The 25,412-nt window shown below is 67.1% G+C and carries 23 protein-coding genes and 9 tRNA genes; 13 read left to right on the top strand and 19 right to left on the bottom strand.

Features of this window, described 5'->3' with window-relative positions; genetic code table 11:
* Positions 1-260: 260 nt before the first annotated feature.
* The 3 genes from dsbG to AC3ITM_RS11070 all read right to left on the bottom strand — a co-directional run bounded on the left by dsbG (position 261) and on the right by AC3ITM_RS11070 (position 3,199).
* Entirely contained in the window at positions 261-1,067 is an 807-nt protein-coding gene (dsbG, locus tag AC3ITM_RS11060; protein WP_489264994.1) for a thiol:disulfide interchange protein DsbG, read from the bottom strand.
* A gap of 36 nt (positions 1,068-1,103) precedes the next feature.
* Positions 1,104-1,907 (bottom strand): TlpA family protein disulfide reductase, encoded by an 804-nt coding sequence (locus tag AC3ITM_RS11065; RefSeq protein ID WP_489264996.1) that lies wholly within the window; start codon positions 1,905-1,907, stop codon positions 1,104-1,106.
* 221 nt (positions 1,908-2,128) lie between these two features.
* A complete protein-coding gene (locus AC3ITM_RS11070; RefSeq protein ID WP_489264998.1) occupies positions 2,129-3,199 on the bottom strand; it encodes a GlxA family transcriptional regulator in 1,071 nt (356 codons plus the stop codon).
* Positions 3,200-3,552: 353 nt separating this feature from the next.
* On the opposite strand from AC3ITM_RS11070, the gene AC3ITM_RS11075 reads away from it, so the two are divergent.
* The 8 genes from AC3ITM_RS11075 (at position 3,553) to AC3ITM_RS11110 (ending at position 4,796) form a co-directional block, all read left to right on the top strand.
* Positions 3,553-3,628, top strand: a tRNA-Ala gene (locus AC3ITM_RS11075).
* A 53-nt stretch (positions 3,629-3,681) separates the two neighbouring features.
* Positions 3,682-3,757: transfer RNA gene (locus AC3ITM_RS11080), tRNA-Glu, on the top strand.
* Positions 3,758-3,890: 133 nt separating this feature from the next.
* Positions 3,891-3,966, top strand: a tRNA-Ala gene (locus AC3ITM_RS11085).
* A 51-nt stretch (positions 3,967-4,017) separates the two neighbouring features.
* Positions 4,018-4,093 (top strand) — tRNA-Glu (locus tag AC3ITM_RS11090).
* 118 nt (positions 4,094-4,211) lie between these two features.
* Positions 4,212-4,287 (top strand) — tRNA-Ala (locus AC3ITM_RS11095).
* A gap of 48 nt (positions 4,288-4,335) precedes the next feature.
* Positions 4,336-4,411 (top strand) — tRNA-Glu (locus AC3ITM_RS11100).
* A 185-nt stretch (positions 4,412-4,596) separates the two neighbouring features.
* A tRNA-Ala gene (locus AC3ITM_RS11105) sits at positions 4,597-4,672 on the top strand.
* A gap of 48 nt (positions 4,673-4,720) precedes the next feature.
* Positions 4,721-4,796 (top strand) — tRNA-Glu (locus AC3ITM_RS11110).
* A gap of 116 nt (positions 4,797-4,912) precedes the next feature.
* On the opposite strand, the gene AC3ITM_RS11115 is transcribed toward AC3ITM_RS11110, so the two are convergent.
* Positions 4,913-5,329: a GNAT family N-acetyltransferase gene (locus AC3ITM_RS11115; RefSeq protein ID WP_489265000.1), complete on the bottom strand. Its 417-nt coding sequence runs from the start codon at positions 5,327-5,329 to the stop codon at positions 4,913-4,915.
* 90 nt (positions 5,330-5,419) lie between these two features.
* Positions 5,420-5,800: a response regulator gene (locus AC3ITM_RS11120; RefSeq protein ID WP_489265002.1), complete on the bottom strand. Its 381-nt coding sequence runs from the start codon at positions 5,798-5,800 to the stop codon at positions 5,420-5,422.
* Positions 5,801-5,926: 126 nt separating this feature from the next.
* On the opposite strand from AC3ITM_RS11120, the gene AC3ITM_RS11125 reads away from it, so the two are divergent.
* The 3 genes from AC3ITM_RS11125 to AC3ITM_RS11135 all read left to right on the top strand — a co-directional run bounded on the left by AC3ITM_RS11125 (position 5,927) and on the right by AC3ITM_RS11135 (position 7,247).
* Positions 5,927-6,013, top strand: a tRNA-Leu gene (locus AC3ITM_RS11125).
* Positions 6,014-6,256: 243 nt separating this feature from the next.
* Complete coding sequence (locus AC3ITM_RS11130; RefSeq protein WP_489265003.1) at positions 6,257-6,697, top strand: hypothetical protein; 441 nt, start codon at positions 6,257-6,259, stop codon at positions 6,695-6,697.
* 49 nt (positions 6,698-6,746) lie between these two features.
* Positions 6,747-7,247: a PaaI family thioesterase gene (locus AC3ITM_RS11135; protein ID WP_489265005.1), complete on the top strand. Its 501-nt coding sequence runs from the start codon at positions 6,747-6,749 to the stop codon at positions 7,245-7,247.
* A gap of 128 nt (positions 7,248-7,375) precedes the next feature.
* On the opposite strand, the gene AC3ITM_RS11140 is transcribed toward AC3ITM_RS11135, so the two are convergent.
* From AC3ITM_RS11140 to AC3ITM_RS11150, 3 genes are all read right to left on the bottom strand, one after another.
* Complete coding sequence (locus AC3ITM_RS11140; protein WP_489270089.1) at positions 7,376-9,238, bottom strand: methyl-accepting chemotaxis protein; 1,863 nt, start codon at positions 9,236-9,238, stop codon at positions 7,376-7,378.
* 288 nt (positions 9,239-9,526) lie between these two features.
* Positions 9,527-11,719: a PAS domain S-box protein gene (locus tag AC3ITM_RS11145; RefSeq protein WP_489270090.1), complete on the bottom strand. Its 2,193-nt coding sequence runs from the start codon at positions 11,717-11,719 to the stop codon at positions 9,527-9,529.
* A 418-nt stretch (positions 11,720-12,137) separates the two neighbouring features.
* Positions 12,138-13,001 (bottom strand): SDR family NAD(P)-dependent oxidoreductase, encoded by an 864-nt coding sequence (locus tag AC3ITM_RS11150; RefSeq protein ID WP_489265007.1) that lies wholly within the window; start codon positions 12,999-13,001, stop codon positions 12,138-12,140.
* 75 nt (positions 13,002-13,076) lie between these two features.
* Between AC3ITM_RS11150 and AC3ITM_RS11155 the strand changes: the two genes are divergently transcribed.
* Complete coding sequence (locus AC3ITM_RS11155) at positions 13,077-13,538, top strand: MarR family winged helix-turn-helix transcriptional regulator (protein WP_489265009.1); 462 nt, start codon at positions 13,077-13,079, stop codon at positions 13,536-13,538.
* A gap of 116 nt (positions 13,539-13,654) precedes the next feature.
* On the opposite strand, the gene AC3ITM_RS11160 is transcribed toward AC3ITM_RS11155, so the two are convergent.
* From AC3ITM_RS11160 to ppsR, 11 genes are all read right to left on the bottom strand, one after another.
* Positions 13,655-16,030, bottom strand: a complete 2,376-nt coding sequence (locus AC3ITM_RS11160) for a Tex family protein (protein ID WP_489265011.1) — start codon at positions 16,028-16,030, stop codon at positions 13,655-13,657.
* 148 nt (positions 16,031-16,178) lie between these two features.
* Positions 16,179-16,394, bottom strand: coding sequence for a hypothetical protein (locus AC3ITM_RS11165; RefSeq protein WP_489265012.1), 216 nt, complete (start codon positions 16,392-16,394; stop codon positions 16,179-16,181).
* 161 nt (positions 16,395-16,555) lie between these two features.
* Positions 16,556-16,996: a hypothetical protein gene (locus tag AC3ITM_RS11170; RefSeq protein ID WP_489265014.1), complete on the bottom strand. Its 441-nt coding sequence runs from the start codon at positions 16,994-16,996 to the stop codon at positions 16,556-16,558.
* Positions 16,993-17,199 (bottom strand): PspC domain-containing protein, encoded by a 207-nt coding sequence (locus AC3ITM_RS11175; protein ID WP_228886507.1) that lies wholly within the window; start codon positions 17,197-17,199, stop codon positions 16,993-16,995. Before AC3ITM_RS11175 ends, AC3ITM_RS11170 begins: the two co-directional genes overlap by 4 nt.
* A gap of 49 nt (positions 17,200-17,248) precedes the next feature.
* On the bottom strand, positions 17,249-17,620 hold the full coding sequence (locus AC3ITM_RS11180) for a YfeK family protein (protein ID WP_489265016.1): 372 nt from the start codon (positions 17,618-17,620) through the stop codon (positions 17,249-17,251).
* Positions 17,617-18,681: a class III poly(R)-hydroxyalkanoic acid synthase subunit PhaC gene (gene phaC, locus AC3ITM_RS11185; RefSeq protein WP_489270091.1), complete on the bottom strand. Its 1,065-nt coding sequence runs from the start codon at positions 18,679-18,681 to the stop codon at positions 17,617-17,619. Before phaC ends, AC3ITM_RS11180 begins: the two co-directional genes overlap by 4 nt.
* A 2-nt stretch (positions 18,682-18,683) precedes the next feature.
* Complete coding sequence (gene phaE, locus AC3ITM_RS11190) at positions 18,684-19,748, bottom strand: class III poly(R)-hydroxyalkanoic acid synthase subunit PhaE (RefSeq protein WP_489265018.1); 1,065 nt, start codon at positions 19,746-19,748, stop codon at positions 18,684-18,686.
* A gap of 49 nt (positions 19,749-19,797) precedes the next feature.
* Positions 19,798-20,412 (bottom strand): CDP-alcohol phosphatidyltransferase family protein, encoded by a 615-nt coding sequence (locus AC3ITM_RS11195; protein WP_228886503.1) that lies wholly within the window; start codon positions 20,410-20,412, stop codon positions 19,798-19,800.
* Between the two features lie 438 nt (positions 20,413-20,850).
* On the bottom strand, positions 20,851-21,339 hold the full coding sequence (locus tag AC3ITM_RS11200; RefSeq protein WP_489265020.1) for an NUDIX hydrolase: 489 nt from the start codon (positions 21,337-21,339) through the stop codon (positions 20,851-20,853).
* 66 nt (positions 21,340-21,405) lie between these two features.
* Positions 21,406-21,918, bottom strand: a complete 513-nt coding sequence (locus tag AC3ITM_RS11205; RefSeq protein ID WP_489265021.1) for a DUF1249 domain-containing protein — start codon at positions 21,916-21,918, stop codon at positions 21,406-21,408.
* Between the two features lie 133 nt (positions 21,919-22,051).
* Entirely contained in the window at positions 22,052-22,873 is an 822-nt protein-coding gene (gene ppsR, locus AC3ITM_RS11210; protein ID WP_489265023.1) for a posphoenolpyruvate synthetase regulatory kinase/phosphorylase PpsR, read from the bottom strand.
* A 143-nt stretch (positions 22,874-23,016) separates the two neighbouring features.
* On the opposite strand from ppsR, the gene ppsA reads away from it, so the two are divergent.
* The gene (ppsA, locus tag AC3ITM_RS11215) at positions 23,017-25,395 is read left to right on the top strand and encodes a phosphoenolpyruvate synthase (RefSeq protein WP_489265025.1); all 2,379 of its coding nucleotides are present in this window, start codon (positions 23,017-23,019) and stop codon (positions 25,393-25,395) included.
* Positions 25,396-25,412: the final 17 nt, after the last annotated feature.

Consider the following 25,412-nt stretch of genomic DNA (forward strand, 5'->3'; position numbering starts at 1 on the left):
CACGCCTTGAGCAGCAATGCGCCGGCGAGTGCGTCGAGAAGTGCACGAACCGTTGCGACGGCGGCACAGCGCCGTTACGGCGATAGGGAATGGGTGTCGAGAGCATGCGCACAGGCTAGTGCGCGCTGCGGTGGCGTCCTTGATCCAGATCAACGGCAACGCGTGGGCACTGTGCCACGCGTGGCGGACGGTGGCAGATCCGCCCACGCGCCACGCGCCGGCCTTGCACCGGCGCGCGGCGTTTCAACCGGCGCTGGCGATCAGCGCGGGCCCATCACCAGGTCCATGTCCTGGCCCTGCGGCATGCCCGCACGACGCTGGACGGCGCCCTTGTCATCCTTGAACAGGATGCCCGGCGTGCCCTGGAAGCCCATTTCGATCATCAGCTCCTGGTTGGCATTGAGCTTGTTGGCGATCTCCGGGCTGAGCTTGGCCGCCGGCTTGATGCCGCCCTTGTCGAAGGCGTGTTCGTTTTCCAGCAGTGCCGCGCTGGGATTGGGCGCGGTCAGGATCGCGGCGGCCTTGGCCGGGCTGTCCTCGCGGATCACCCCGACCAGGATGTGGCGCAGCTGCACCTTGCCGCTGTCCACCCATGGCCGGGCCGCTTCCCAGAACCGATGGCAGTACGGGCAGTTGGCATCGCTGAAGGTATAGACCACGCGCGGGGCATCGGCGCGGCCGTCGCGCACCCAGGCGCTGGCATCGAGCCTGGCCCAGGTCCGCTCGGACATCGGCTTGGCCACCAGCTTCTCCAGCGGTGCTGCGCCCACATCCTCGCCCTGCGCATTGAACAGGCTGCCCACAAGCACGTGCTCGCCATCGGGCGTCACGTAAGCGGCGGCCGGCTGCTGGCCGCCGACCACGCCGGCAAAGCCACGCAGCCCGCCGGGCGCGTCGAACTCGCCGATGACTTCAAAGCCCTGCTTTTCGATGCCCTTGAGCACGGCCGGGCGTTCGCCTCCCTTGGCGGCGGCCGCCGCCGGCGCCTTGGGCGACTGCGCCTGACTGCAACCGGCCAGGCCCAACAGCAGCGCGGTGGCCAGCACGGACGAGGATTTCAACAACATGGCAACTCCTATCGGCAAACGGGTAAGGCCGCGCGCTCAGCGCAGCCGGTCAAGGCGGGCCTGCAGGCCGGCCGCACTGAGTTCCCCCAGATGCAAGGCCTGCAGCCGCCCCTGCGAATCGAAGAACAGGGTAGTCGGATACGCGTGGACCTGCAGCCGGGTGGACGTGGCGCTGTCGGCATCGAGCAGCACATGCTCCAACGCTAGGCCCTGCGCGCTCAGGAACTGCTGCACCTCCTCGGCGCTTTCGCCCTGGTTGACGAACAGGAAACGCACGTCGGCGTGACGCTGCTGCGCGCGGGCGAACATCGGCATCTCACGCCGGCAGGGGCCACACCAGCTGGCCCACAGATTGACCACGGCCGGCTTGCCGTCGGTCGCCGACAGCAACACCGGTTGCCCCTGCAGGGTCTGCAGGCTGAGCGCGGGCAGTGCGATGCGCGACTGTTGCAGATAGGCCGCCCCCAGGGTCAGCCCCGCCCAGCACAGCAGCCCGGCCAGCGCGCCGGTCCAGACCGGGCGCCGCAGGCTCGGCCAGCGATGAAGACGCCAGGCGCCCCAGCCCAGGCCGGCCAGCAGCGCGGTCCACAGCAGGAAACCGCCGTCGCCCAGCTGCAGCAGCGCCCAGGGGCTGTCGACATAGTCGCGCCAATGGGCGCTCACAAAGCCCAGGCGCCCGCCGAGCAGGCCCAGCAACAGCATGTCCAGCAACAGCGAGCCCGCCTTGGGCACGCCGGCCTGCACGGCCGGCTGCCGCCATCGCGCCACGCCAGTGGCCACCAACCAGCCCAGCAACACCCACACCACACCCAGCGGTACCGGGCCAACACTACTGATCATCCATCCTTCTCCGCTGCACGCGCCCGCTTGCCGCGCACGCAGCCTGTATTGCATCGGCCCCGCTGCATGGTCCCAGCCGGCCACCGATCGGGCAAGCCGCAGTCGCACATGCGACAGCGGCACGCAGGTTCCCCCATTTGCCAGGGCACACGCCGCAAACAAAAACGGGTGCCCTTGCAGGCACCCGTTTCAGCGATTGCAACCGCGCAGACGCGGCCGACTCAAGCCGCCGAACGCATCGCCTCGGCCTCGGCGCGGACCGTGCTGGTCCGTGCGCGTTCGCGGCGCTGGGCGAAGATCTGCCGGCGGTAACGCGCCGGGGTCGCCCCGACGATGCGCAGGAACAGGCGGCGGAAGGCGCTCTGGTCGGAATAGCCCACCGTCCACGACACTTCGTCCACCTGCCCGCCGGCCTGCAGCAGCAACTGTGCCTTGGCGATGCGCAGCCGCTGGCAGTACTCGATCGGGCGCAGCCCGGTCGCCTTGAGGAAACGCCGCTGCAGCGTGCGCGGCTCCAGCCCGGCCGACTCGCAGATGTCCGGCAGGGTCACGCCGCGCGCGGCGATGGTGTGCAGCCACCGCTGCGCTTTCAGGATGCAGCGGTCGCCGTGGGCGAAATTGGGGCTGAAGCGTTCCAGGTCTTCCTGCACCGTCCGCGGAATCACCAGCTGCAGTTGCTGGATCGCCGCGCTCATCACGCTCTGCCCGTAGACCCGGGCCAGCAGGCGCAGGCTCAGGTACTTCCAGGCATCCGGGCCGGAGGCGGTAAGCAGGTCGCCGTCATCGACCAGCGCCCGCTCGCCTGGAATCCAGCTGGGCACCACTGAGGCCAGCGACGGGCAACGCACCAGGTCCGGCAGGCTCACCGTGCGCCCGGCCAGCACGCCGCTGCCGGCCATCAGCAAGGCACCTTCGTCGCAGCCGGCCAGCACGCTGCCGCTGTCATGGCAGTCGCGCAGCCAGGCCTGCATGCGTTCTTCGGCCGGGCCCAGCGGCCAGCTCGGCTCATTGCCGGGCACCACGATGATCGCCGGCGGCGCGTCGCCGAACAGCTCGGCACCGGCCACCCGATGCATGCCCTGCCCACGCGAGGACAGGATCCAGCGGGTCACCAGCATGCGCGCGCCGGAGCGTTTGCCGGCCGCGGCGGTACGGTTGCAACGCTGGGCCAGCTCGGACAGCACCGGCGCTGCAGCGCGCAGGCTGCCGGGATACTCCAGCACCGCTACTTCCATCAGGGTCGGTGAGGCCGACTTCTGGACGGCCGACAAAGGGGTAAAGGGTAGATCCATGGCCAAGCTCCTCAGACTGCATCCGGAACCGGCAGAACCACGTGGTGACAGGGTTTGCCGTGTAGTGGAACGAGCGTACGGAGGCGCGTGGGCGGTATCTATGAAACTTGTTGTATTTGTCGGCCCGCAAGCGACATCGGACGGGTTGCCTTCAGCAACCCTGACGCCCGGCCGGACATCAGGGCTACCCGGCACGGCCATTCTTCAAGCCGGGCGCCGTTCCGATGGGCCGGAGCTGCCAGGTGCGTGAACCACACCGCGTACGCGCAGCGCGTGCGATGGATGCAGAAATACCTGCAATTTTTGCTTGCCAATCCAAAACGCCATCGCTATGATTCCGCTCCTCACGACGTGGGGCCATAGCTCAGCTGGGAGAGCGCCTGCATGGCATGCAGGAGGTCGGCGGTTCGATCCCGCCTGGCTCCACCACTTCAATCATTAGGCCGATTGAAAGTGCAGTGACAACATTTGAAGTTTCGTGCGTCCCCATCGTCTAGAGGCCTAGGACATCACCCTTTCACGGTGGCGACCGGGGTTCGAATCCCCGTGGGGACGCCAATTGCAACGCAAACAGCCCTGGCCTCGGCCGGGGCTTTTTGTTTGCGGAAAACCAGCGGATTTTCGTCGCGATGTCACACAAAAGACTTGGCGAATCCTTCACGGCCGCGTAGAATTCCGCCTCCAGCATCGTGGGGCCATAGCTCAGCTGGGAGAGCGCCTGCATGGCATGCAGGAGGTCGGCGGTTCGATCCCGCCTGGCTCCACCAATCCGGACATTAGGCCGTCGGGATTGCTGAAAAAATTGATGAACTTCATGCGTCCCCATCGTCTAGAGGCCTAGGACATCACCCTTTCACGGTGGCGACCGGGGTTCGAATCCCCGTGGGGACGCCACTCATCAACGACGACAGGCCCGGTGACAGGGTCTCAAGTCACCGCCTTCGGCCTGGTTCGGTGTGGTCTTCCACAAACGTGAACAGGCAGATATACTAGGCGGCTTGCGCTACAACGTGGGGCCATAGCTCAGCTGGGAGAGCGCCTGCATGGCATGCAGGAGGTCGGCGGTTCGATCCCGCCTGGCTCCACCACTTCTCCGGACACAGGCCGTCCGATGGAAGACAAATCAGGTTCAACGCGTCCCCATCGTCTAGAGGCCTAGGACATCACCCTTTCACGGTGGCGACCGGGGTTCGAATCCCCGTGGGGACGCCAGCTACAGACAAAAGCCCCCGGCAATGCCGGGGGTTTTTGTTTGTATGCCCCGGTAGGCGCCGACCGTTGGTCGGTGCTTGCGGACGGGAATGCGGGCGGATGACACCGGACCCTTGCCCGGATGAAGAAAAATCTTCCCATCCCGCATAAACACCGCTATGATAGGCGGCTCGCAGCATCAACGTGGGGCCATAGCTCAGCTGGGAGAGCGCCTGCATGGCATGCAGGAGGTCGGCGGTTCGATCCCGCCTGGCTCCACCACTTCTCCGGACACAGGCCGTCCGATGGAAGACAAATCAGGTTCAACGCGTCCCCATCGTCTAGAGGCCTAGGACATCACCCTTTCACGGTGGCGACCGGGGTTCGAATCCCCGTGGGGACGCCAGCTACAAACAAAAACCCCCGGCAATGCCGGGGGTTTTTGTTTGCATGCCCGGTAGGTACCAACCGTTGGTCGGTACGCCTCTTCCGGCGTCGCAAGCACCGACCAACGGTCGGCGCCTACCCCACCACCTTGGCCATCCCCACCGACTTCGGCGCGGTCTGCTCGAATCCGAACTGCGCATACAGCCGATGCGCCTGGCCATCGGCGATCAGGCTCACATAGGCGCCCACCGCATGCGCCTGCAGCCAGGCGTCCAGTTGCTGCATCACCGCCTTGCCCAGGCCGCGGCCCTGCCAGTCCGGCTCCACCGCGATATCCACCACCTGCAGGAAACAGCCGCGGTCGCCAACGATCCGGCCCATCGCCAACAGGCGCTCGCCCTGGCGGATGCTGACCCCGAACACCGTGTGCGGCAGGCCGACGGTAGCCGCTTCAAGCGACTTCGGACTCAATCCGGCCGACACCCGCAGCGCGCGGTATTCGGCCACGCCGGGCGGATGGGGAAAACACTGCAGGCCAGCAGGCAGGGACATGACAGGGCTCGGAACTGAAGGGAGTGCCAGCATGCCGCAGGGACTTCTCATCGGCTGCGACGATGCGGCCGGGTACCGCTCTGCCAGCGCTCAGCTGGCGACCGAATCGCGGGCCAGCGCGCGGGCCAATGCGGCGTTCAACTCGGCGGTCAGGTACGGCTTGCTCAACAGCACGCCCGAACCGAATGCCGCAGGCAGATGGTCCGGCGCCATGCCGGTGGCCAGCACGAACGGTATCCCGCGCGCGGCCAGCGCAGCGGCAACCGGCTCACTGGTTTCGTGGTTGGCCAGGCGATAATCCAGCAACGCCACCTGCGGCTGGGTTTCGCCCAGCAGACGCAGCGATTCGGATACCGACGCGGCCAGGCCGACAACGACAGCGCCGGACTGCACCAACTGCATCTGCAGCAGGGCCGCGCTCATCTCGTCGTTTTCGACCACCAGCACCCGCAGATCCCGCAACACGTCCATCCCCCGGCTCCCTGTATGGTTCAGCACGGTGATTATAGCGTTCCGGCCAGATGAGGAAATCTGCACGGATGAAGCGTTCAGGTCTGCACAGATCGCGCCAACTTGTATACACTACGCGGCCAGCCAGCCGAAGTGGCGGAATCGGTAGACGCAGCGGACTCAAAATCCGCCGCCCTTAAAAGCGTGTGGGTTCGAGTCCCACCTTCGGCACCATGGAATCAAGCGCCCTGCACCGGCAACGATGCAGGGCGTTTTCGTTTCTGCCCGCCAGATACCGGCTTTGCCCTGCTACTTCCTGGAAGTGCATCACATTTCCCAGGGCCAATGCGGACGATGTCTTCACGGTGCGGCTCCTAGCCTGAATCAACCACGGGCGATCGATCGCCTCGCGTGGCCCTGCGGTGTAAAGCAGCCCCACCCACAGCACGTCTTCCCGCTGCAACGACTGGATCTGCCATGACTGCGTTCGCTTGGCTGGCCTTGGCTTGTTATGCGTTGGCGTTTGCGGTGGTCGCCGTGTTCGGGGCGGCCTATCTCAGACGATCCGACTTCATGCCCTATCACCGCATCGCCGTGGGCCGTGACTGGGAGGGTATCGACCCGCCCGTCCAGCTACTGTTGATGGCATTGATCCGGGTGACCGGAGCGGCCTGGCTGGCCCTGGCCGGTGCCGGCTTGCTGCTGCTGTACCTGTTGTTCTCCTCCAGCCTGCAGCTCCCCCACCTGCTTGCGTTCCAGGCGTTCTGCCTGGCCGCGATGGTGCCGCCGGTCGCGGTGGCACGGCACGTCCGCAGGCGGACCGGCGCACCCACGCCGGTGGTGGCCGGTGCCGTGGTCGTGGCACTGGGCCTGGCCGGGTTCGCATTCGCTGTTGTTTCCATCCTGCATGCGCAGTAGCAACGCCAGTTGAGGCATCCCCCCACCCTCCGGCTACGGGAACAAGACCATGGTCCGCGACGCGATATTCTGGAAAGTTGTCAGTGGCGAACTTCCCACCTCGCCTGCAGCCACCCTGCTGGGCTGGAAATTCCTCGACTATGACGAGGCCGCGCGAAGAATCCATGTCGCCTTCGATGCAAACCACGCCCTGACCAACCCGGTGGGCAATATCCAGGGCGGCCTGCTCTCGGCCATGCTCGACGATTGCATGGGCCCGGCGATCTACGCCGGACTTCCCCCGGACCGCATCGCGGTCACCATCGAGTCCAAGACCAGCTTCGTCAACGCCGCCGTTCCCGGGCGGATCCTGGGCTGCGGCCAGATCGAACACAGCAAGGGCAGCATCGCCTTCACTTCCGGCTGGCTGAGCGACGAATCGGGCAAGGTACTGGCCCGGGCCACGGCCACCTTCCGCGTGGGCAACCTGCGCTGGAAAGGCCTGGCCATTCCACGCGGCCTGGCCCGGCACATGGTCGCCCGCCGACTGCGCGCCGCTCGCCCGGCCTAGCCGGGCATCGCGCGCCGACCCGACCAACCGGCGCTGCGGGGCAACGCGGATCGCAGGCTGCCGTTGCGCCCTTCAACCGGCCGGATCGAGGGATCCGGCCGGCTACGCCTGCAGCTTCGGCCTGCGGCTCAGACCAGCCGCAGTACCGGCAGCCCGGCAGGGGCATGCGGATGGGCGGCACGACGGGAAGCAGCGGCCCCGGCATCGATCCGGAACGCGGCCACCGTCTGCAGCAGCTGGCTGGCCTGCGCTTCCATGCTGCGCGCCGCCGCCGAGGCTTCCTCGACCAGCGCCGCATTCTGCTGGGTGCCCTGGTCGATATGGTCCACGGCCTGGTTGATCTGCAGAATGCTCTCGCTCTGCTGCTGGGCCACGCTGCTGATCTCGCTGACCAGCGCGCTGACCCGCTTTACGTTGACCACGATCTCATCCATGGTGCGGCCGGCGCTCTCGACCTGGCCGGTACCGGTGCCGACCTTCTCCACCGAGTCGTCGATCAGCTGCTTGATCTCTTTGGCCGCGCCGGCCGAGCGCTGCGACAGCGAACGGATCTCCGAGGCGACCACCGCAAAGCCACGCCCGTGATCGCCGGCACGCGCCGCTTCCACCGCCGCGTTGAGGGCCAGGATATTGGTCTGGAAGGCGATGCCGTCGATCACCCCGATGATGTCGACGATGCGCCGCGAGGAGGCGTTGATCAGCGCCATGGTCGACACCACTTCGTGCACCACCTGCCCGCCCTGCGCGGCCACATCGACCGCGCCACTGGCCAGCTGGCTGGCCTGCTGCGCATTGGCGGCGGTGCGCTGCACGGTGGCGGTCAACCCCTTCATCGACACGGCGGTTTCCTCCAGCGAGGCGGCCTGCTGTTCGGTGCGCACCGACAGGTCGCTATTGCCTTCGGCGATCTCGCTGGCGCCCACCGCGATGGTGTCGGCGGCCGACTTGATCTGGGCGACGATGGTGGCCATCGCCTCGACCAGCGCATTGATCCCCTCGCACAGTTCGGCCACCGGGCCGGTCTTGTCCGCCGTGCCGATATGCCCGGTCAGATCGCCACCCTGGGCGGCGGCCACCACGTCGCGGGTCTGCGCCACCGCCAGCTGCATCGCCTGGTTGTCGCGCACCTGGGCGGTGATATCGGTAGCGTACTTGACGACCTTGAAGGGCCGGCCGTTCATGTCGAAGATCGGGTTGTAGGAGGCCTGGATCCACACCTCGCGCCCGCCCTTGCCCAACCGCCGGTACTGGCCGGCGTCATATTCGCCGCGCCCGAGTTTTTCCCAGAACTGCCGGTATTCCGCGCTCTGGCGGTACTCCGGTTCGACGAACAGGGCATGGTGCTGGCCGCGCACTTCCTCCAGCGTATAGCCCACCGCAGCCAGGAAGTTGTCGTTGGCCGCCAGGATGCGCCCATCCAGGCCGAACTCGATCACCGCCTGCGAGGTGTTGATGGCGGCCAGCTGCCCGGAAAAGTCGGCGGCCTGCAGCATCTGGGCGGTGATGTCGGTGGCGAACTTGACCACCTTGTACGGGCGCCCCTGGCTGTCCAGCACCGGGTTGTAGGAAGCCTGGATCCAGATCTCGCGCCCACCCTTGCCGAGCCGCCTGTACTGGCCGGCATCGTACTCGCCCCGCCCCAGCTTGGCCCAGAAATCGCGGTATTCCATGCTCTGCGCATGCGCCGGTTCGACGAACATGGCATGGTGCCGGCCCTGGATTTCATCCAGGCCATAGCCCAGCGCCTGCAGGAAGTTGTCGTTGGCCTGCACGATGGTGCCGTCCAGGTCGAATTCGATCACTGCCTGCACCCGGTGCAGCGCGGCGACCTGGGCTTCCAGCTCGGCCTGCCGGCGCTGGGCAGCCATGCCGGCGGCGCCATGGGCCTGGCGGCGGGAGACGAACGCTGCGGCCAGGGCGCGCCACGGCGACCAGGGCGCGGCGTGGGGAGACTGTTGCTGCACATGCGTGTGCGTGCCTGAAGTAAGCATCATCTGATCCTCGTTCCCTGATGGATGGAATGCATCGGGCAGCCTGCCCGCGGTGTCTCTGGCATGGGATGTGCGCGACGCACATGGGCATCGCGTGAGCGGCTTGTACAACTGCGGTACTGCCTGATGCAGACGCGATGTTGCAAAGACATCTGGCCCGGGGCCATCGCACGGCGTGCGACCCGGTCAGCGCGGAGCCGGACTGATGGCGGGCTCCATAACTGGTATCGGCAGCGCGCTGTAGCGCTTTAGGGGTATTTTCCTTGCAGCCCGGCCGCGGTGGCCGATCTACGCGACCTCGCCCGGCTCGCCGCCGTCGGGCGGCTCCAGCCCTTCCACACCAAGTACTTCCACCTGCACGTTGTTCTTGCCCAGCCCCTTGGCCTGGTAGCACAGGGCATCGGCTGCGGCGACCGCATCGTCCACGCTCATGCCGCCGCCGATCGCGGCGATGCCGATGCTGGCGCCCACGCCCAGCCGCTGCAGGCCCCAGGGAATGCTCAGGGTGCGTACCGATTCGAGCAGGTCGGTGGCAATCCGGCGCGCGCGCTTGAGCGAGCAGCCGGCCAGGATCACGGCGAACTCATCGCCGCCCAGGCGCGAGACGATGTCCGAATCGCGCACGCCATGGCGCAGCAGGTTGGCCACCGCCCACAGCATCGCATCGCCGGCCAGGTGGCCGTGGCTGTCGTTGATCGGCTTGAAGTTGTCCAGGTCGATGAACATCAGCGAGGCCGACTGCCCGGTCCGCGCCACCCGGATGATCGCCTGCTGCAGATGCGCCTCGAAACCACGCCGGTTGCTCAACTCGGTCAGCGGGTCGACCTCGGCCAGGTGGCGGGCTTCGCGCTGGCGGGCGCGCTGCTGGGTGGCGTCACGGATCACCCATACCGCACCGCTGTGCTGCCCGTCCTCGCCACGCAGCCAGGCCCGGGTCAGGTCCACCGGCAGCAACTGCGCGCCCATCGACAACAGCAGGTCCGAGTGCAGGTCCACCGCATTGCTGTCCGGGTCCAGCAACACCGCCATATCCAGCGGCGAGCGCGGCGCGTACTCGGTGGTCAGCTCGATCACATCCTGGACCTGCCCACCGGTCAGCGGCGCGGCGCCCTCGCCCGCCAGCGCTTGGGTGGCGGCGGCATTGGCGTACTGGATCACGCCCTGCAGGTCCAGGGTCAACACCATGTCGGCCACCGCATCCAGAGTCACCCGGGTGCGCTGCTCCGATTCGCGCAGCTGCTGGCCACTCTGGCGCTGCGCGGTGACGTCCTGGATCTGCGACACGAAGTGCAGCGGCGCGCCGTTTTCGGCGCGCACCAGCGATACCGACAAGCGCCCCCAGACGGTATTGCCGGACTTGCCCCGGTAGCGCTTGTCCATGTGGTAATGGTCGCGGCGGCCGGCCAGCAGGTCGGCGACCAGGGCCAGGTCGGTGTCCAGGTCATCGGCGTGGGTGAGGGTCTGGAAGTCGATCTCCAGCAGTTCGGCGCGGGAATAGCCGAGGATGCCGCACAGCGCGTCGTTGACGTCCAGCCAGCGCCCTTCCAGCGACACCAGCGCCATGCCCAGCGCCGCCGAGGAGAACGCCCCGGCGAATTTGTTCGCGGCCAGGTAGGCCTGCTCGCGCATTTCCAGCAGCGGGGTGATGTCCACCGCCATGCCGACATAGCCAAAACGCTGCCCGCCGGCACTGTCCAGCGGGCTGATCGACAGGCGCACCTGGCGGCGCCCACCGTCCTTGCGCACGTAGGTCCACTGGCGCGACCAGGTGCCCTGCGCGGCATGGGCGGTCAATGCCTCGAACACCGTCGGCAGGCGCCCGGTCGCATCGGCCAGCGGCTGCAGGTAGGCGTGCATTTCCTCCGGGTCATGGAACAGGCCCGGATTGATCCGCCCGATCACCTCCTCGGCGCTGTAGCCCAGCAACTTCTGCGCGCCGCTGTTGAACAGATTGATCACACCATCGACATCGGTGGCGATCACCGCCACTTCGTCGGAGGCATCCACCACCGCCTGCAGGCGCTGGCGCATGTCGGCCGCGTCCTGGCGCGCGTTCTGCAGGTCGCTCACATCGGAATGCGCGCCGGCCATCCACAGCGGGCGCCCCTGCGCGTCCCATTCGTAGACCCGGCCGCGGTCCTGCACCCAGATCCAGTGGCCGCGCTTGTGCCGCATCCGGCACAGGCTGTCGTAATGCGCCGAGCGCCCTTCCAGGTGGTCGGTCAGGCGCGCGTTGGAGCCGGCCAGGTCGTCGGGATGGACCAGCCGGAAAAACGTCTCCGGGGTGATCGGGGCCAGCTCGTCGCGGGTATAGCCCACGATCTGCGCCCAGCGTTCATTGACCCGCATCTGCCCGCGCTGGATGTTCCATTCCCAGGTGCCGGCCGCGGTGCCTTCGATGATCATTTCCAGCCGGCGGCGCTGCGCGACGGCTTCCTGCAATGCCGCTTCGACAGACCGGTTGTGGATGGCGTCGCTCATGCGCGCGGCCACGCCCAGGCGGCCAGGCGGCAGCGCGCCGCGCCCGCTGGCGCCCTGCCCTGCCCGTTCGGGCGGCACGGTACTGGTTGCTCGATGGTCATTTGGGCTCCCCGCCGCTGCCCTGCCTGGAGACACTGAAGGAGCAGTGTGATCAAAGCCGGGGCAAACCAGAAGTGCCGCCGGGCACGCGCCTAGGGCAGCCCCCTGCTGATAGCCCCCTTATCCAGGAAAATCAGCGGGTTGCGGCGCTGCGGGGGATCATGGGCGCCCGCACTCCATCGTCCTTGACACGACTTGTCCACAACCGCGCAAGGCTCGCCGGGACATAGCCTGGAGCGAGGATCCACTGGGCCCAATCGGGACACCGACCGGCAACGCCCCGGCACGCTCGTCGGAGCCGGACCTCGAGCCCCTGACGCTAAAGGAACCGGGCAAGTGCAGCGGCCGTGGCCTGCCACAGTTCTTCCAACGCCCGTGGGCTGTGCGCCTGACCCAGGTCGTCAATGGGTTGGCCACGCCTGGAGAAGTACATTCCTGTCTTTGCGGTGAATTCAGCCGAGGTGGTCGCCCGCACCACGATATCGGCGCCCTGCGCCGGGTCGCCTATGCCCAGCAGCGTCAGCAATCGAAGCAGTGCGGTGGAAAACGGCAGTTCGCGTCCCAGGCCGGTTGCGTTGAAACCGGGGTCGAGGCAGTTCGAGGTGAGGTTGGTGCCTTCGAATCGCCGCGCAAGCTCGAGTGAGAACATGATGTTCATCAGCTTGGTTTTTCCGTAAAGCTGCATCGATCGGCGTCGGGAGAACGCGCCTGTATCAACCAGATCCAGGGCCGGATCGATGGTCTCAGCCTGACGGGCTGCCTCCGAGGCCACCGTCACGACACGTGCGTCCGCTGATCTGGCCAGGACCGGTGCCAGCGCGTGGGTCAACAGCCAGGGCGCCAGGTAATTGACCGACAGCATTTCAGCGAAGCCGTCTTCGGTCACGCGTTGGCTGAAAGCATGCATGCCGGCGTTGTTGACAAGGACGTCGATACCCGGAACCGCGTCCTTGATCGTCGCCGCTGCGGCTGCCACCGTAGCCAGGCGCGAAAAGTCCGCGTAGACGATATCTATTGCCGCTGCCGGCGCCGTTTGCAGGATCTCCACGCGCACGGCTTGTGCCTTGGTTTCGTCCCTGGCGAGCAGCACCAGGTGATGGCCCCGGGACGCAAGGGTGTTGGCGGCGAGCAGCCCGATCCCGTTGGTTCCGCCCGTCAAAACGATCTTCTTCCCGCCCGCCATGCGCGCACCTATAATTGACAATTGTCCATCAACTTTCCAGATATGATGGATAAATGTCAACTACATGGAGCGGTAATGGGAAGCCAGACCAAAGGGCAGGAACGTGAGGATGCGCTGCGCGCGCTCGGCGCCGAACTGAGTACGCTGGCGACAGAACTGCGGGCAGTCGCTGTCGATGCTGCCGCCGCCTTTGATCAGCCGGTTACCGCATCTGGATTCCAGCTTCTTCAATGGCTCGGCAATCACGGTCCAGCCAGGGCCAGTGAGATTGCCGATGGGCTGGACATCGACCGCAGCGTGGTGAGCCGGCTGGTTCGCCAGCTGGTGGACGCAGGCCTGGTCAGCACGCGCCAGGGCGAAGGTGACGGCCGGAGCGTCGTCTGTGGTCTCACCCGTTTCGGTCGCGACCAGATCGCGTTGGCGGTAGCGCGCAAGGGCGATCGTTTCATCAAACGCACCAGGCAATTCACCGATGCAGAAATCAGGCATTTGACCGAACTCCTGCGTCGCCTTACGTCATCCGGCGACACCGGCTGAGCAGCGTCGCCCGGCCGGCAGGGATGCGCCGCTCGTGTGGGCGGGTGCGCCCTCCTGATCGACAGACCGCGACAGGCCGCCGGGCGGCGGCCTGTCGCGGGTACGGTAACGGCGGTTCAGCCGCCGCGCTTGGCGCGGGCGAAGGCGTCGGCCAGGGCGTTGTTGGCCGGGGGCGCCGCATTGCCCGGGCGCGGCCCGGACGGGGCGCCACGGCCGCCATTGCGCTGACCACCGCCACCGCCGCCCTCGCGACGGCCGCCGCCGGCCGGGCGCGCCTGGCGCTCGCCGGGCGCCTGGGCCGGGGCCGGGCTGTCGTCCAGGCGCCGGGTCAGGGCGATGCGCTTGCGCGCCACATCCACCTCCAGCACCTTGACCTTGACGATGTCGCCGGCCTTGACCACATCGCGCGGGTCCTTGACGTAGGTATCCGACAGCGCCGAGATGTGGATCAGGCCGTCCTGGTGCACGCCGATATCGACGAACGCCCCGAACGCGGCCACGTTGCTGACCACCCCTTCCAGGATCATCCCCGGCTGCAGGTCCTTGAGTTCTTCCACCCCTTCGGCAAAGCGCGCCGCCTTGAACTCCGGGCGCGGATCGCGGCCGGGCTTTTCCAGTTCCCTGAGGATGTCGCGCACGGTCGGCACACCGAAGGTGGCGTCGGTGAACTGCTCGGCCTTCAGCCCGCGCAGGAAGCTGCCGTCGCCGATCAGCGCCTTGATCGGGCGCGCGGTGGCGGCCACGATGCGCTCGACCACCGGGTAGGCTTCCGGGTGCACCGAGGAGGCATCCAGCGGCTGCTCGCCATCGGCGATGCGCAGGAAGCCGGCGCACTGCTCGAAGGTCTTGTCGCCCAGCCGCGGCACCTTGAGCAGGTCCTTGCGGCGCTTGAACGGGCCGTTGTCGTCGCGATGCCGCACGATGTTCTCGGCCACCGTCGACGACAGCCCGGACACCCGCGACAGCAGCGCGGCCGAGGCGGTATTGACCTCCACGCCGACCGCGTTGACGCAGTCCTCCACCCGCGCATCCAGCGCGCGCGCCAGCCGGTACTGGTCCACATCGTGCTGGTACTGGCCCACGCCGATCGCCTTGGGGTCGATCTTGACCAGTTCGGCCAGCGGATCCTGCAGGCGCCGGGCGATGGACACCGCGCCGCGGATGGACACATCCAGGTCGGGGAACTCCCGGGAGGCGAACTCGGATGCCGAATACACCGAGGCGCCGGCCTCGCTGACCACGATCTTCTGCAACCGGGTGTCGCCCAGCGCCTTGATCACATCGCCGGCCAGCTTGTCGGTCTCGCGGCTGGCGGTGCCGTTGCCGATCGCGATCAGTTCCACGTTGTGCTTCTGGCACAGCTGCTTGATCGTGTGCAGCGACTGGTCCCACTGCCGGCGCGGTTCGTGCGGGTAGATGGTGTCGGTGGCCACCAGCTTGCCGGTGGCATCGACCACGGCGATCTTGCAGCCGGTGCGGATGCCCGGGTCCAGCCCGAGCACGGTCTTGGGGCCGGCCGGTGCGGCCAGCAGCAGGTCCTTGAGGTTGTCGCCGAACACCGCGATCGCCTCGGCCTCGGCCTTCTCGCGGGCCTGGTTGAACAGGTCCAGCAGCAGGTGCATGTGCAGCTTGGCGCGCCAGGTCATCCGGCAGGCGTCCAGCAGCCAGCGGTCGCCGGGGCGCCCGCCATCGCCGATGCCGGCCTTGTAGGCGACCCGGCCTTCGGCGTACTGGTGGCCGGCTTCGGCCTCGTTGCCCGGGTCCAGTTCCAGGAACAGGATCTCCTCGCGGCGCGCGCGGAACAGCGCCAGCAGCCGGTGCGAGGGGATCTTCGCCAGCGCTTCGGCGTGTTCGAAGTAATCGCGGTACTTGGCGCCCTGTTCTTCCTTGCCTTCGGCCACGCGGGCGCGGATCACCCCCACCTCGCCCAGCCAGGTGCGCAGTTCGCCCACCAGCGCGGCATCCTCGCCCCAGCGCTCCATCAGGATCGCGCGGGCGCCGTCCAGCGCGGCCTTGACGTCGGCCACGCCCTTGTCGGCATCGACAAAGCCGGCGGCATGCACCTGCGGGTCCAGCCCGGGATCGGCCAGCAGGCCATCGGCCAGCGGCTCCAGCCCGGCTTCGCGCGCGATCTGCGCGCGGGTGCGGCGCTTGGGCTTGTACGGCAGGTACAGGTCTTCCAGGCGCGACTTGGTGTCGGCCGCGAGGATCTCGTTGCGCAGTTCGTCGCTGAGCTTGCCCTGCTCGTCGATGCTGGACAGCACCGCGGCACGGCGGTCTTCCAGTTCGCGCAGGTAGGTCAGGCGCGTTTCCAGGTTGCGCAGCTGGATATCGTCCAGGCCGCCGGTGACTTCCTTGCGGTAGCGGGCGATGAACGGGACGCTGGCGCCTTCGTCCAACAGGGCGATGGCGGCACGCGCCTGGGCGGGCTGGGCGCCGATTTCATCGGCGATGGTCTGGGCGATCTGCTGGGCGAGCTTGATGTCTGGCATTGCTTCCGGCCGAAGCCACTATGCGGAAAGCACCGATTGTGGCAACGCCGGGCGGCGGGGGGAAGGCGTTGACAGCGCGCGCCGAACCTGTCGCAGGCTGCGTGCCACGGCCATACCGGCGGCCGGCCGGCATGGCCGGTTCACCGCCTCAGCGGTAATGCTGCGCGGCGCGCTGGTGGGCGACCTCATCGCGCATGGATTCCAGCGCCATCACCCGCACCTTGCCGATCCCCTGCAGTTCCATGAACCGCTCGGTATAGATTTCCGGGCCACTTTCGGTATCGGCCCGCGACTTGCTGAAACCATGCGGCACCAGGCCCTTGTCGCCATCCTTGCTACCACCGACATAAAGAACGATTGCCATGTGATGTGTTCCTCCAAAAAGCATCGTGCATGTACAACAGCGTGCAGCTTACCGCGCCGAAGCTGACTGATTGGCCATGGAGGCTAATAACCATTGTTTGCATGCAGATGACGTCGCATTGCACGACGTTTTATTTACACCGATTTAACGCCGCAATAACCTCACGGCCACCAGCCGCGCCCGGTCATCGCGTAGACATCGGCCGCCCGTTCGAACGGGTTGCGCGCGCTCACCCCGCCGCACAGCAGGTATACCGGCAGATACAGCGGCCCCAGCACCAGGTACTGGTACACATGCGCGCGTTCGTGGTCGTGCAGGCCGATCACCGGCTCGTTGCAGTGCCCGGCCTGGTGCGCGTAAGTGCGGCACGGCACCTCCAGGGTCGGCCCGGTGTGCAGGATCACATTGCCCAGCGTGATCGCCCCGCCCGGGCCCCACGGCCAGTCGCGGAATACCAGGGCCAGGTCGCGGCGGTTCCACGACGGACGCGCGCCAGCCAGCATTCCGGCCAGGCCACCGAGCAGCCCGATCAGGGTATTGGGCACGGTCCATACCGCGCCCAGCGCCTGCAGCAGGCGCAGTGCCAGCGGCGGCAGGCTCAATCGGCCTCGTTGGGGATCAGCAGCCACAGGATCAGATACACCAGCATCCCCGGGAAGGCCGCCGACACGATCGACACCAGCACGAACAGCACCCGCACCAGGGTCGAGCTCCAGCCAAAGCGATGCGCGATGCCGCCCATCACCCCGGCAATCATGCGGTCGTTGAGCGAACGCGACAGCGTACGCGGGGCAGCAGCGTTCATGGCAGCGGTCTCCAGTGGCAGGTGGACAGGCAGCTCATGCTACCGCCGTTCAGGGGCTGCGGCGCAGTGCCTTCAGGCGCGCGTTGAACCATACCGAGGCGGTCTGTTCGGCCTGGCCCGGGCAGGCGATGCGGTAGGGCTTGCCGCTCATGCTGCTCTGGCTGGCGGCGCGCTCGATGAACTGCTCGGCGGTGTCCACCTTGTCCTTCTTGAGCAGGTAGTCGTACTTGCACTGCAGGTGCGCGCGCGCCTCGGCGGCGTCGTGCCAGCTGCCATTGCGCTGGAAGCGGCAGCTGGAACCATCCAGCGCGCCGATCAGCCCGGCGATCTCGCGCTTTGCCGCCTCGGTGGGGGCAGCCTGGGCGCTGCCCAGCGCGATCAGGCCCGCGCCCAGCACGGCCATCATTCGGGGAGTGATCATGTACGTTCCTTCAGCCAATCGGTAATGGTACCGGGTACCTCGCGCTGGGCGCGGCCGGATACATAGATGCCGATATGCCCACCGCGGAAACTGCTCTCGGTGTAGTCGGTGCTGCCGATCCGGCCGCGCAGCGCGCGTGACGCATCCGGCGGCACCAGGTGGTCCTGCTCGGCGTAGATGTTCAGCACCGGCAAGGTCACCTGGCGCAGGTCGACACGATGCTCGCCGATGCGCACGCCCTCGTGCATCAGCCCGTTGCCCTGGTAGAACTGCTTGATGAAGTCGCCGAAGGCTTCGCCGGCCAGATCGGGCGAGTCGAAGATCCATTTTTCCATGCGCAGGAAATCCTCCAGCGCGGCCTTGTCATCGAGGATGTCCAGCAGGCCCACGTACTTCTGCACGTTGAGCCGGAATGGCTTGAGCATCAGGTAACTGGCGTTCATCAGGTCGGCCGGGATGTTGCCCAGCGTGTCCACCAGCAGGTCCACGTCCACCTGCCGCGCCCAGTGCGAGAGCATGTTGTCGGGGGTGTGGAAATCCACCGGGGTGACCATGGTGACCAGGTTGGCCAGCTTGTGCTGGCGCAGCGCGGCATAGCACAGCGCGAACACCCCGCCCTGGCAGATGCCGAGCAGGTTGACCGGGCCGCCGCTGCGCACGCGCAGCTGGTCCACCGCCCCGTCCAGGAAGCGCAGCAGGTAGTCCTCCAGCGTCTGGTACCGCTCGGAGCGGTCCGGGTAGCCCCAGTCCAGCACGTAGACGTCATGGCCCAGGGCCAGCAGGCGCTGCACCAGCGAGCGGTCGGCCTGCAGGTCGACCATGTACGGGCGGTTCACCAGCGCATAGACGATCAGCAGCGGAGTGGACTGCACCGGTGCGGCCGCGCCAACGAAGCGGTACAGGGCGACCTTGCCGTCGCGCCAGATCTCTTCGCGCGCGGTCACCCCATAATCGACATCGTCCACCGACGGCAGCAGCTTCAGTCCGTCCAGCAGCTTGCGCTGCATGGCCAGGGTTTCCTGCAGCAGATCGTCGGCATTGAAGCCCAGCGGCCCTTTCATGGTCATGGCCTGCGCTTGCGCGGCGTGGCCGCTGCCGTGGCGGGCGTGGGCGTGGCGGCGCGCCTGGGTTTGGACGCCTTGGCCGGCTTGGGCGTGGCTTTCGCTGCGGGCTTAGGCTTAGGCTTCGGCTCGGATGTCGGTGTTTGCGTCGGCCCCGCCGGCGCCGGCGCGCCGGCTTCGGCCATGCGTCGCACCAGCCGCTCCAGGTCGGTGATGCGCCGGTGCGCAGCGTCCATCTCGGTGCGGGTGGGCAGGCCGATCGCCTCGCAGACCCGCTCGATTTCCTGCTGGGTCGCCCCGCGCAAGCGCATCTGCGCGTTGCCCAGCGCGGCATACACCCGCTGGAACGGCTCGGACAGGGCCACCTTGGCGTAGGCCTCCTCGGCCACCTCGATCCACAGGTCGAACATCGCCCGCGCACTGGTCAGCTGGCTGCCGGGCTGTTCGTGTTCGGCCAGGCGCTGCTCGAACAGGGCGAACGCATCGTCCAGCGCCTGTTTGATCTGCTCGACATAGTCGCGCGAGTGGGTCTGGTATTCCTGCTGTGCACGCAGCAGCGCCTGCCAGCGTGCCTGGTGCTCACGGCCGGGGCCGAACGCCGGGCTCTGCAGCCACGGGCCCAGGTCGTGCTGCAGGCGCTCGAGCAGCATCAACAGGTCCGGCCCCCCGGCAGCGGTCTGCCCGCGCGCGCCCTGCAGCATCCACTGCAGCAGCCCCTCGCCCTGGCCCTGCACCGCCTGCTTCCAGGCCTGGGCCACCTCGGCGCTGCTGGCGTCGCGGCCGGCGAACTGCGCGGCCACCTGCTGCATGGTGCCGTACCAGCCACCGGCCTGTTCGCGAAAGCGGTGCACCGCGTCATCGGCCGCGCCGCTGGCCGCGGTGGGCATGTGCCGGGCCCACCAGTCGATCGCCTGCTGCCAACCGCCCTGCCCGTCGCCGCCAGGCGGCGACCCGGGCGACCCGGGCGGTACGGCGGCATGGCGCAGGGCATCGCCCCAGGCGCCGAAATACTGCCGCGCCAGGGCCTCGATATCACCGGCGTTGCCGCCCTTGCCGGCCGTGCTCATCGGCAGGCACCTGCAATGCAGGGTGGAATCGGATCGGTCACGGTGCGGCTCATGGCTTGGGAATGCGCAGGGTCTTGCTGATCATCAGCGAACCGGACAGCGCGAACAGCAGCACCATCGGATGCAGTTGCCACGGACCCAGCTGCCAGCCGCCCAGCCACAGGTCGTGTCCGATCGCGCCCATGCTGGCCGCTACCGCCAGCACCACCACCAGCGCCAGGCTGGTCGGGATCGGCGTGCCTTCGAAATACGGCACTTTGTCGCCTTCACCAGCCAGCGCCTCGGCGGTGACGTTGTAGCGGGCCAGCCGGCTCACCCCGCAGCACACGAAGTAGCTGAGCACCAGCCAATCCCAGCCGCCCTGCATGCCGCAGGCATAGGCCAGCGCGGCCGGCGCGACCCCGAAGGAAATTACGTCCGACAGCGAGTCCAGCTCGCGGCCCAGGGTGGAACTGGATTTGCGCCAGCGCGCGATGCGCCCGTCCAGCGCATCGAAAATGAAGGCCAGCGGGATCAGCGCCATCCCGAACAGCAGGTAGCTGCGCTGCCCGTCCTGCAGGAAGCGCATCGCGGCAAATACCGCGCCGGTGCCGCAGAAGGCGTTGGCCAGGGTGAACCAGTCCGCCAGGTGGAACTCGCGCAGCATCGAGAAGTGACGTTTCATGGAAGGTCTGTTGACGGCAATGCCAAGAGAGTACCGCGAGCGGCCGCAACCGCGACAGAGCGGGCGGCCTCCGGCCTTGTCGCGCCCTTCACGCCGCCGCCACCGGCGGTCATTTTTTGGCCACCCATCTTGACAGCGAGGACCGGCGGGGGCTGCCAGCGCTTATCCACAAACTTGCGCACCAGTCATCCACACCCCCTGTGGACAACTTGGTCTCACCCGCCGCGACGCTGGTTATTTATTGATCACCCTGGATGGGGAATGGCCGGCACGACCCGGCCCGATGCCGACGGTGCGGCCCTGCCCGCCCCGACGACCGGCCCATCCGGCCGTGGTCGGATGTCCATCGGTAGGTCCGACTCAGGGTCGGTAACCATTGGCAGGTCCGACCCATGGCCGGTAACCATCGGTAGGTCCGACCCATGGTCGGACCGGCCCTCACAGCCGGGTAAAGCTCCACGACTGCATCGCCCCGTCGCGGTAGGGCATCACCCCATGGAACGGGCGCGGGTCCTGGTCGAACACCAGCGGCAGGAACTGGCGGTCGCCCTCCCACAACGGCAGCGCCTCCAGCTTGTCCACGTCCACCCACTCCAGGGTGCCTTCCGGGTTGGCGCCCAGCGGGGTGCCGGTGTAGCTGTCGATCACGAACACGAAACCGAACCAGTCCTCGCCGTGCTTGCCAAAGCCCGGCCAGCTGATGGTGCCGCGCATGCGCATGGTGCCGCACTCGATCCCGGCCTCCTCGCGGATTTCCCGGCGCATGCCGGCGGCCACGTCCTCGTCGCGCTCGACCTTGCCACCCAGCCCGTTGTACTTGCCCAGGTGGTGGTCACCGGGCCGCGCGTTGCGGTGGATCATCAATGCTTGCTTGCCGTCCGGCGACAGCACATAGCCAAGGGTGGCCACGATCGGGGTATAGGGCATGACGCACAGGCTCACGAAACTCAAACCGCGATTATGCGCGATCGCGCTGCGCCGATCCGCTCCGGATCAGTTGGCCACGCTGGTGCGGCGGTTGTCTGCCGGGGCCGGCAGCGCGTCGCCGTCGCGGCGCAGGGTGGCCACCCCATGGCCACCCTCGGCCAGGTATTCCAGCCATTTGCCCAGGAAGGTGTTCATCCGCATGCGGTGGCTGATCAGTTCGGCCGGCGGCGGGTACATGCCCACCACGTCCTGCCAGCGCCGGCCCACATAGCAGTGGGTGGTCTCGGCCTGGCGCGCGTCGCGGTACAGCCGCACGTACGCCGACGGGTCCGGCTGCCCGGTGACCGGGTCGGCGAAGTCGTAGGTCAGGCGCAGCTCCACCGTGTAGCGGTGGCAGTGCAGCACGTCCAGGCGTACATCCAGCCCATCGCCGATCGAGGACACATAGCTGCCGGGCACCAGTTCAGCCGGCGCGAACAGGCGCACCAGGTGCTGGTAGTTTTCCGCGTACAGCCCCATCAGCCAGCTCAGGCGGCTGAGCCGGGGGATGCGTTCGATGCGGGGCGTGGCCGGGGACATGGTTCGATCCTACACGTTGATCCTCCAACGTGGGGGCGGCCAGGCCCCGGCCAAAGGGGCCGGCGCATCGCCCGTATCGACCAACGGTCGATACCTACCCCGGTAGGCCACGACCGTTGGTCGTGGCGCGGCCTCAATACAATTCGCGCTGCAGCCCCAGCGTGGTCAGCACCTTGCTGGAAATCTCCTCGATGGAGGTATGGGTGGTGCTCAGGGTCGAAATGCGCTCCATCCGGAACATGGTCTCGGCCGCGGCCACTTCACGCTTGCAGGTCTCCAGGTTGGCGTAGCGCGAATTCGGCCGGCGCTCCTGGCGGATCTGCTGCAGCCGGTCCGGGTCGATGGTCAGCCCGAACAGCTTCTTGCGGTAGGGACGCAGCCGGGGCGGCAGGCGGTCCTGCTCCAGGTCCTCGTCGGTCAGCGGGTAGTTGGCCGCGCGCACCCCGTAATGCAGGGCCAGGTAGATGCAGGTGGGGGTCTTGCCGGCCCGCGACACCGCCACCAGGATCACGTCGGCGTCGTCGTAATTGATCGCAATGCCGTCGTCGTGGGTCAGCGCGAAGTTCATCGCGTTGATCCGCCGGTGGTAGGTCTCGAAGTCGACCATGCCGTGCGCCTGGCCCACCCGGGAGTGCCGGTTGACCTCCAGCTCGCGCTCCAGCGGCTCGATGAAGGGGGCAAACACGTCCAGCATCAGCCCGCCGCTCTCGGCCAGGATCACGCTCAGCCCGCTGTCCACGCAGGAACTGACCACGATCGGGCGCACCTGGTAGCGTTCCCCGGCCGCGCGGATCCGTTCACAGGCTTCGCGGGCCTTTTCCGGGTCGTCGATGAACGACATCCGGTCGGTAATGAAGCTGAACCCGGAGAACTGGGTCAGCAGGCTATGCCCAATGGTTTCAGCGGTGATACCGGTTCCATCGGACACGTAGAACACCGGACGGATCGTCGACATACGGCTTTTACCCCCTACGCAGCTTAAAAGGGCCGTCGATACAAGCTTGTGCCGATGGCAGTGTGCCCGGCATCATATCGGCTTCTTCCTACGGACGTGGCCATACAGCCCGCCTCGGGCGATGGCCAAACGGAGCATCGCGCTTGAACGAGAACATCCTGTGGTTGCACGAACTGCGCCTGGCCGATCTGGCCCGCGTAGGCGGCAAGAATTCGTCGCTTGGCGAAATGATCGGCAACCTGGCCGGCCTGGGGGTGTCTGTCCCCGGCGGTTATGCAACCACTTCTGAGGCCTTCAAGGACTTCATTGCGCACAACGACCTGTCCAAGCGCATCTTCGACAAGCTGGCCACGCTGGACGTGGAAGATGTCGCCGCGCTGACCCTGGCCGGCAAGGAAATCCGCGGCTGGGTGATCGATGCCCCGCTGCAGCCGCAGCTGGACCAGGACATCCGCACCGCCTACGCCAGGCTCTGCGAGGAGAACGGTGGCGGCGACATCGCCGTGGCCGTGCGCTCCTCGGCCACCGCCGAGGACCTGCCCGATGCCTCCTTCGCCGGCCAGCAGGAGACCTTCCTCAACGTCACCGGTGCCGACGATGTCGTGCACAAGGTCAAGGAAGTGTTCGCCTCGTTGTACAACGACCGCGCCATCGCCTACCGCGTCCACCACGGCTTCAAGCACGAGGACGTGTTCCTGTCGGCCGGCGTGCAGCTGATGGTGCGCTCGGGCGTGGGCGCCTCCGGCGTGCTGTTCACCCTGGACACCGAGTCCGGCTTCCGCGATGTGGTGTTTGTCACCTCCAGCGTCGGCCTGGGCGAAATGGTCGTGCAGGGCGCGGTCAACCCCGACGAGTTCTACGTCTACAAGCCCACCCTGCGTGCCGGCAAGCCGGCGATCCTGCGCCGTTCGCTGGGCAGCAAGGCGCTGCGCATGGTGTATTCGGACGTGCCCGGCGAGCGCGTGCGGGTGGAAGACACCCCGGCCGAGCTGCGCAACGTGTTCTCCATCAGCGACGAGGACGTGCAGGAACTGTCCAAGCAGGCGCTGGTCATCGAAGAGCATTACGGCCGCCCGATGGACATCGAGTGGGCCAAGGACGGGGTCAGCGGCAAGCTGTTCATCGTCCAGGCGCGCCCGGAAACGGTGAAGTCGCGTGGCCATGCCACCCAGATCGAACGTTTCGCGCTGAACCAGAAGGACGGCAAGGTGCTGGCCGAAGGCCGCGCCGTCGGCGCCAAGATCGGCGCGGGCACCGCGCGGGTGGTCAAGTCGCTGGACGACATGGCCCGCGTGCAGCCCGGCGATGTGCTGATCGCCGACATGACCGACCCCGATTGGGAGCCGGTGATGAAGCGCGCCTCGGCGATCGTCACCAACCGCGGCGGCCGCACCTGCCACGCGGCGATCATCGCCCGTGAGCTGGGCGTGCCGGCCGTGGTCGGCTCGGGCAACGCCACCCAGCTCATCCAGGACGGCCAGCAGGTAACCGTCAGCTGCGCCGAGGGCGACACCGGCTTCATCTACGACGGCATCCTGGAGTTCGAGCGCACCACCACCGACCTGGGCAACATGCCGCCGGCGCCGCTGAAGATCATGATGAACGTGGCCAACCCGGAGCGTGCCTTCGACTTCGGCCAGCTGCCCAACGCCGGCATCGGCCTGGCCCGCCTGGAAATGATCATCGCCAGCCACATCGGCATCCACCCGAACGCGCTGCTGGAATACGACCGCCAGGACGCGGCCACCAAGAAGAAGATCGACGAGAAGATCGCCGGTTACGCCGATCCGGTCAGCTTCTATGTCGGCCGCCTGGCCGAAGGCATCGCCACGCTGACCGCCTCGGTCGCCCCGCACCCGGTGATCGTGCGCCTGTCGGACTTCAAGTCCAACGAGTACGCCAACCTGATCGGCGGCAGCAACTACGAGCCGCACGAAGAGAACCCGATGATCGGCTTCCGCGGCGCCAGCCGCTACGTCGACCCGAGCTTCTCGGCCGCCTTCGCACTGGAATGCAAGGCCGTGCTGCGCGTGCGCAACGAGATGGGCCTGGACAACCTGTGGGTGATGATTCCGTTCGTGCGCACCCTGGAAGAAGGCCGCAAGGTCGTCGAGGTGCTCGAGCAGAATGGCCTCAAGCAGGGCGAAAACGGCCTGAAGATCATCATGATGTGCGAAGTGCCGTCCAACGCACTGCTCGCCGATGAGTTCCTGGAGATCTTCGACGGCTTCTCGATCGGCTCCAACGACCTGACCCAGCTCACCCTGGGCCTGGACCGCGATTCGTCGATCGTGGCGCACCTGTTCGACGAGCGGAACCCGGCGGTGAAGAAGCTGCTGTCGATGGCGATCAAGTCCGCGCGCGCCAAGGGCAAGTACGTGGGCATCTGCGGCCAGGGCCCGTCCGACCATCCGGATCTGGCCGAATGGCTGATGCAGGAAGGCATCGAATCGGTGTCGCTGAACCCGGACACCGTGGTCGATACCTGGCTGCGCCTGGCCAAGCTCAAAGCGAAGGGCTGATCCTTTCGGCAGTGAAA

Source organism: Stenotrophomonas sp. KH_029 (genome assembly GCF_057839765.1).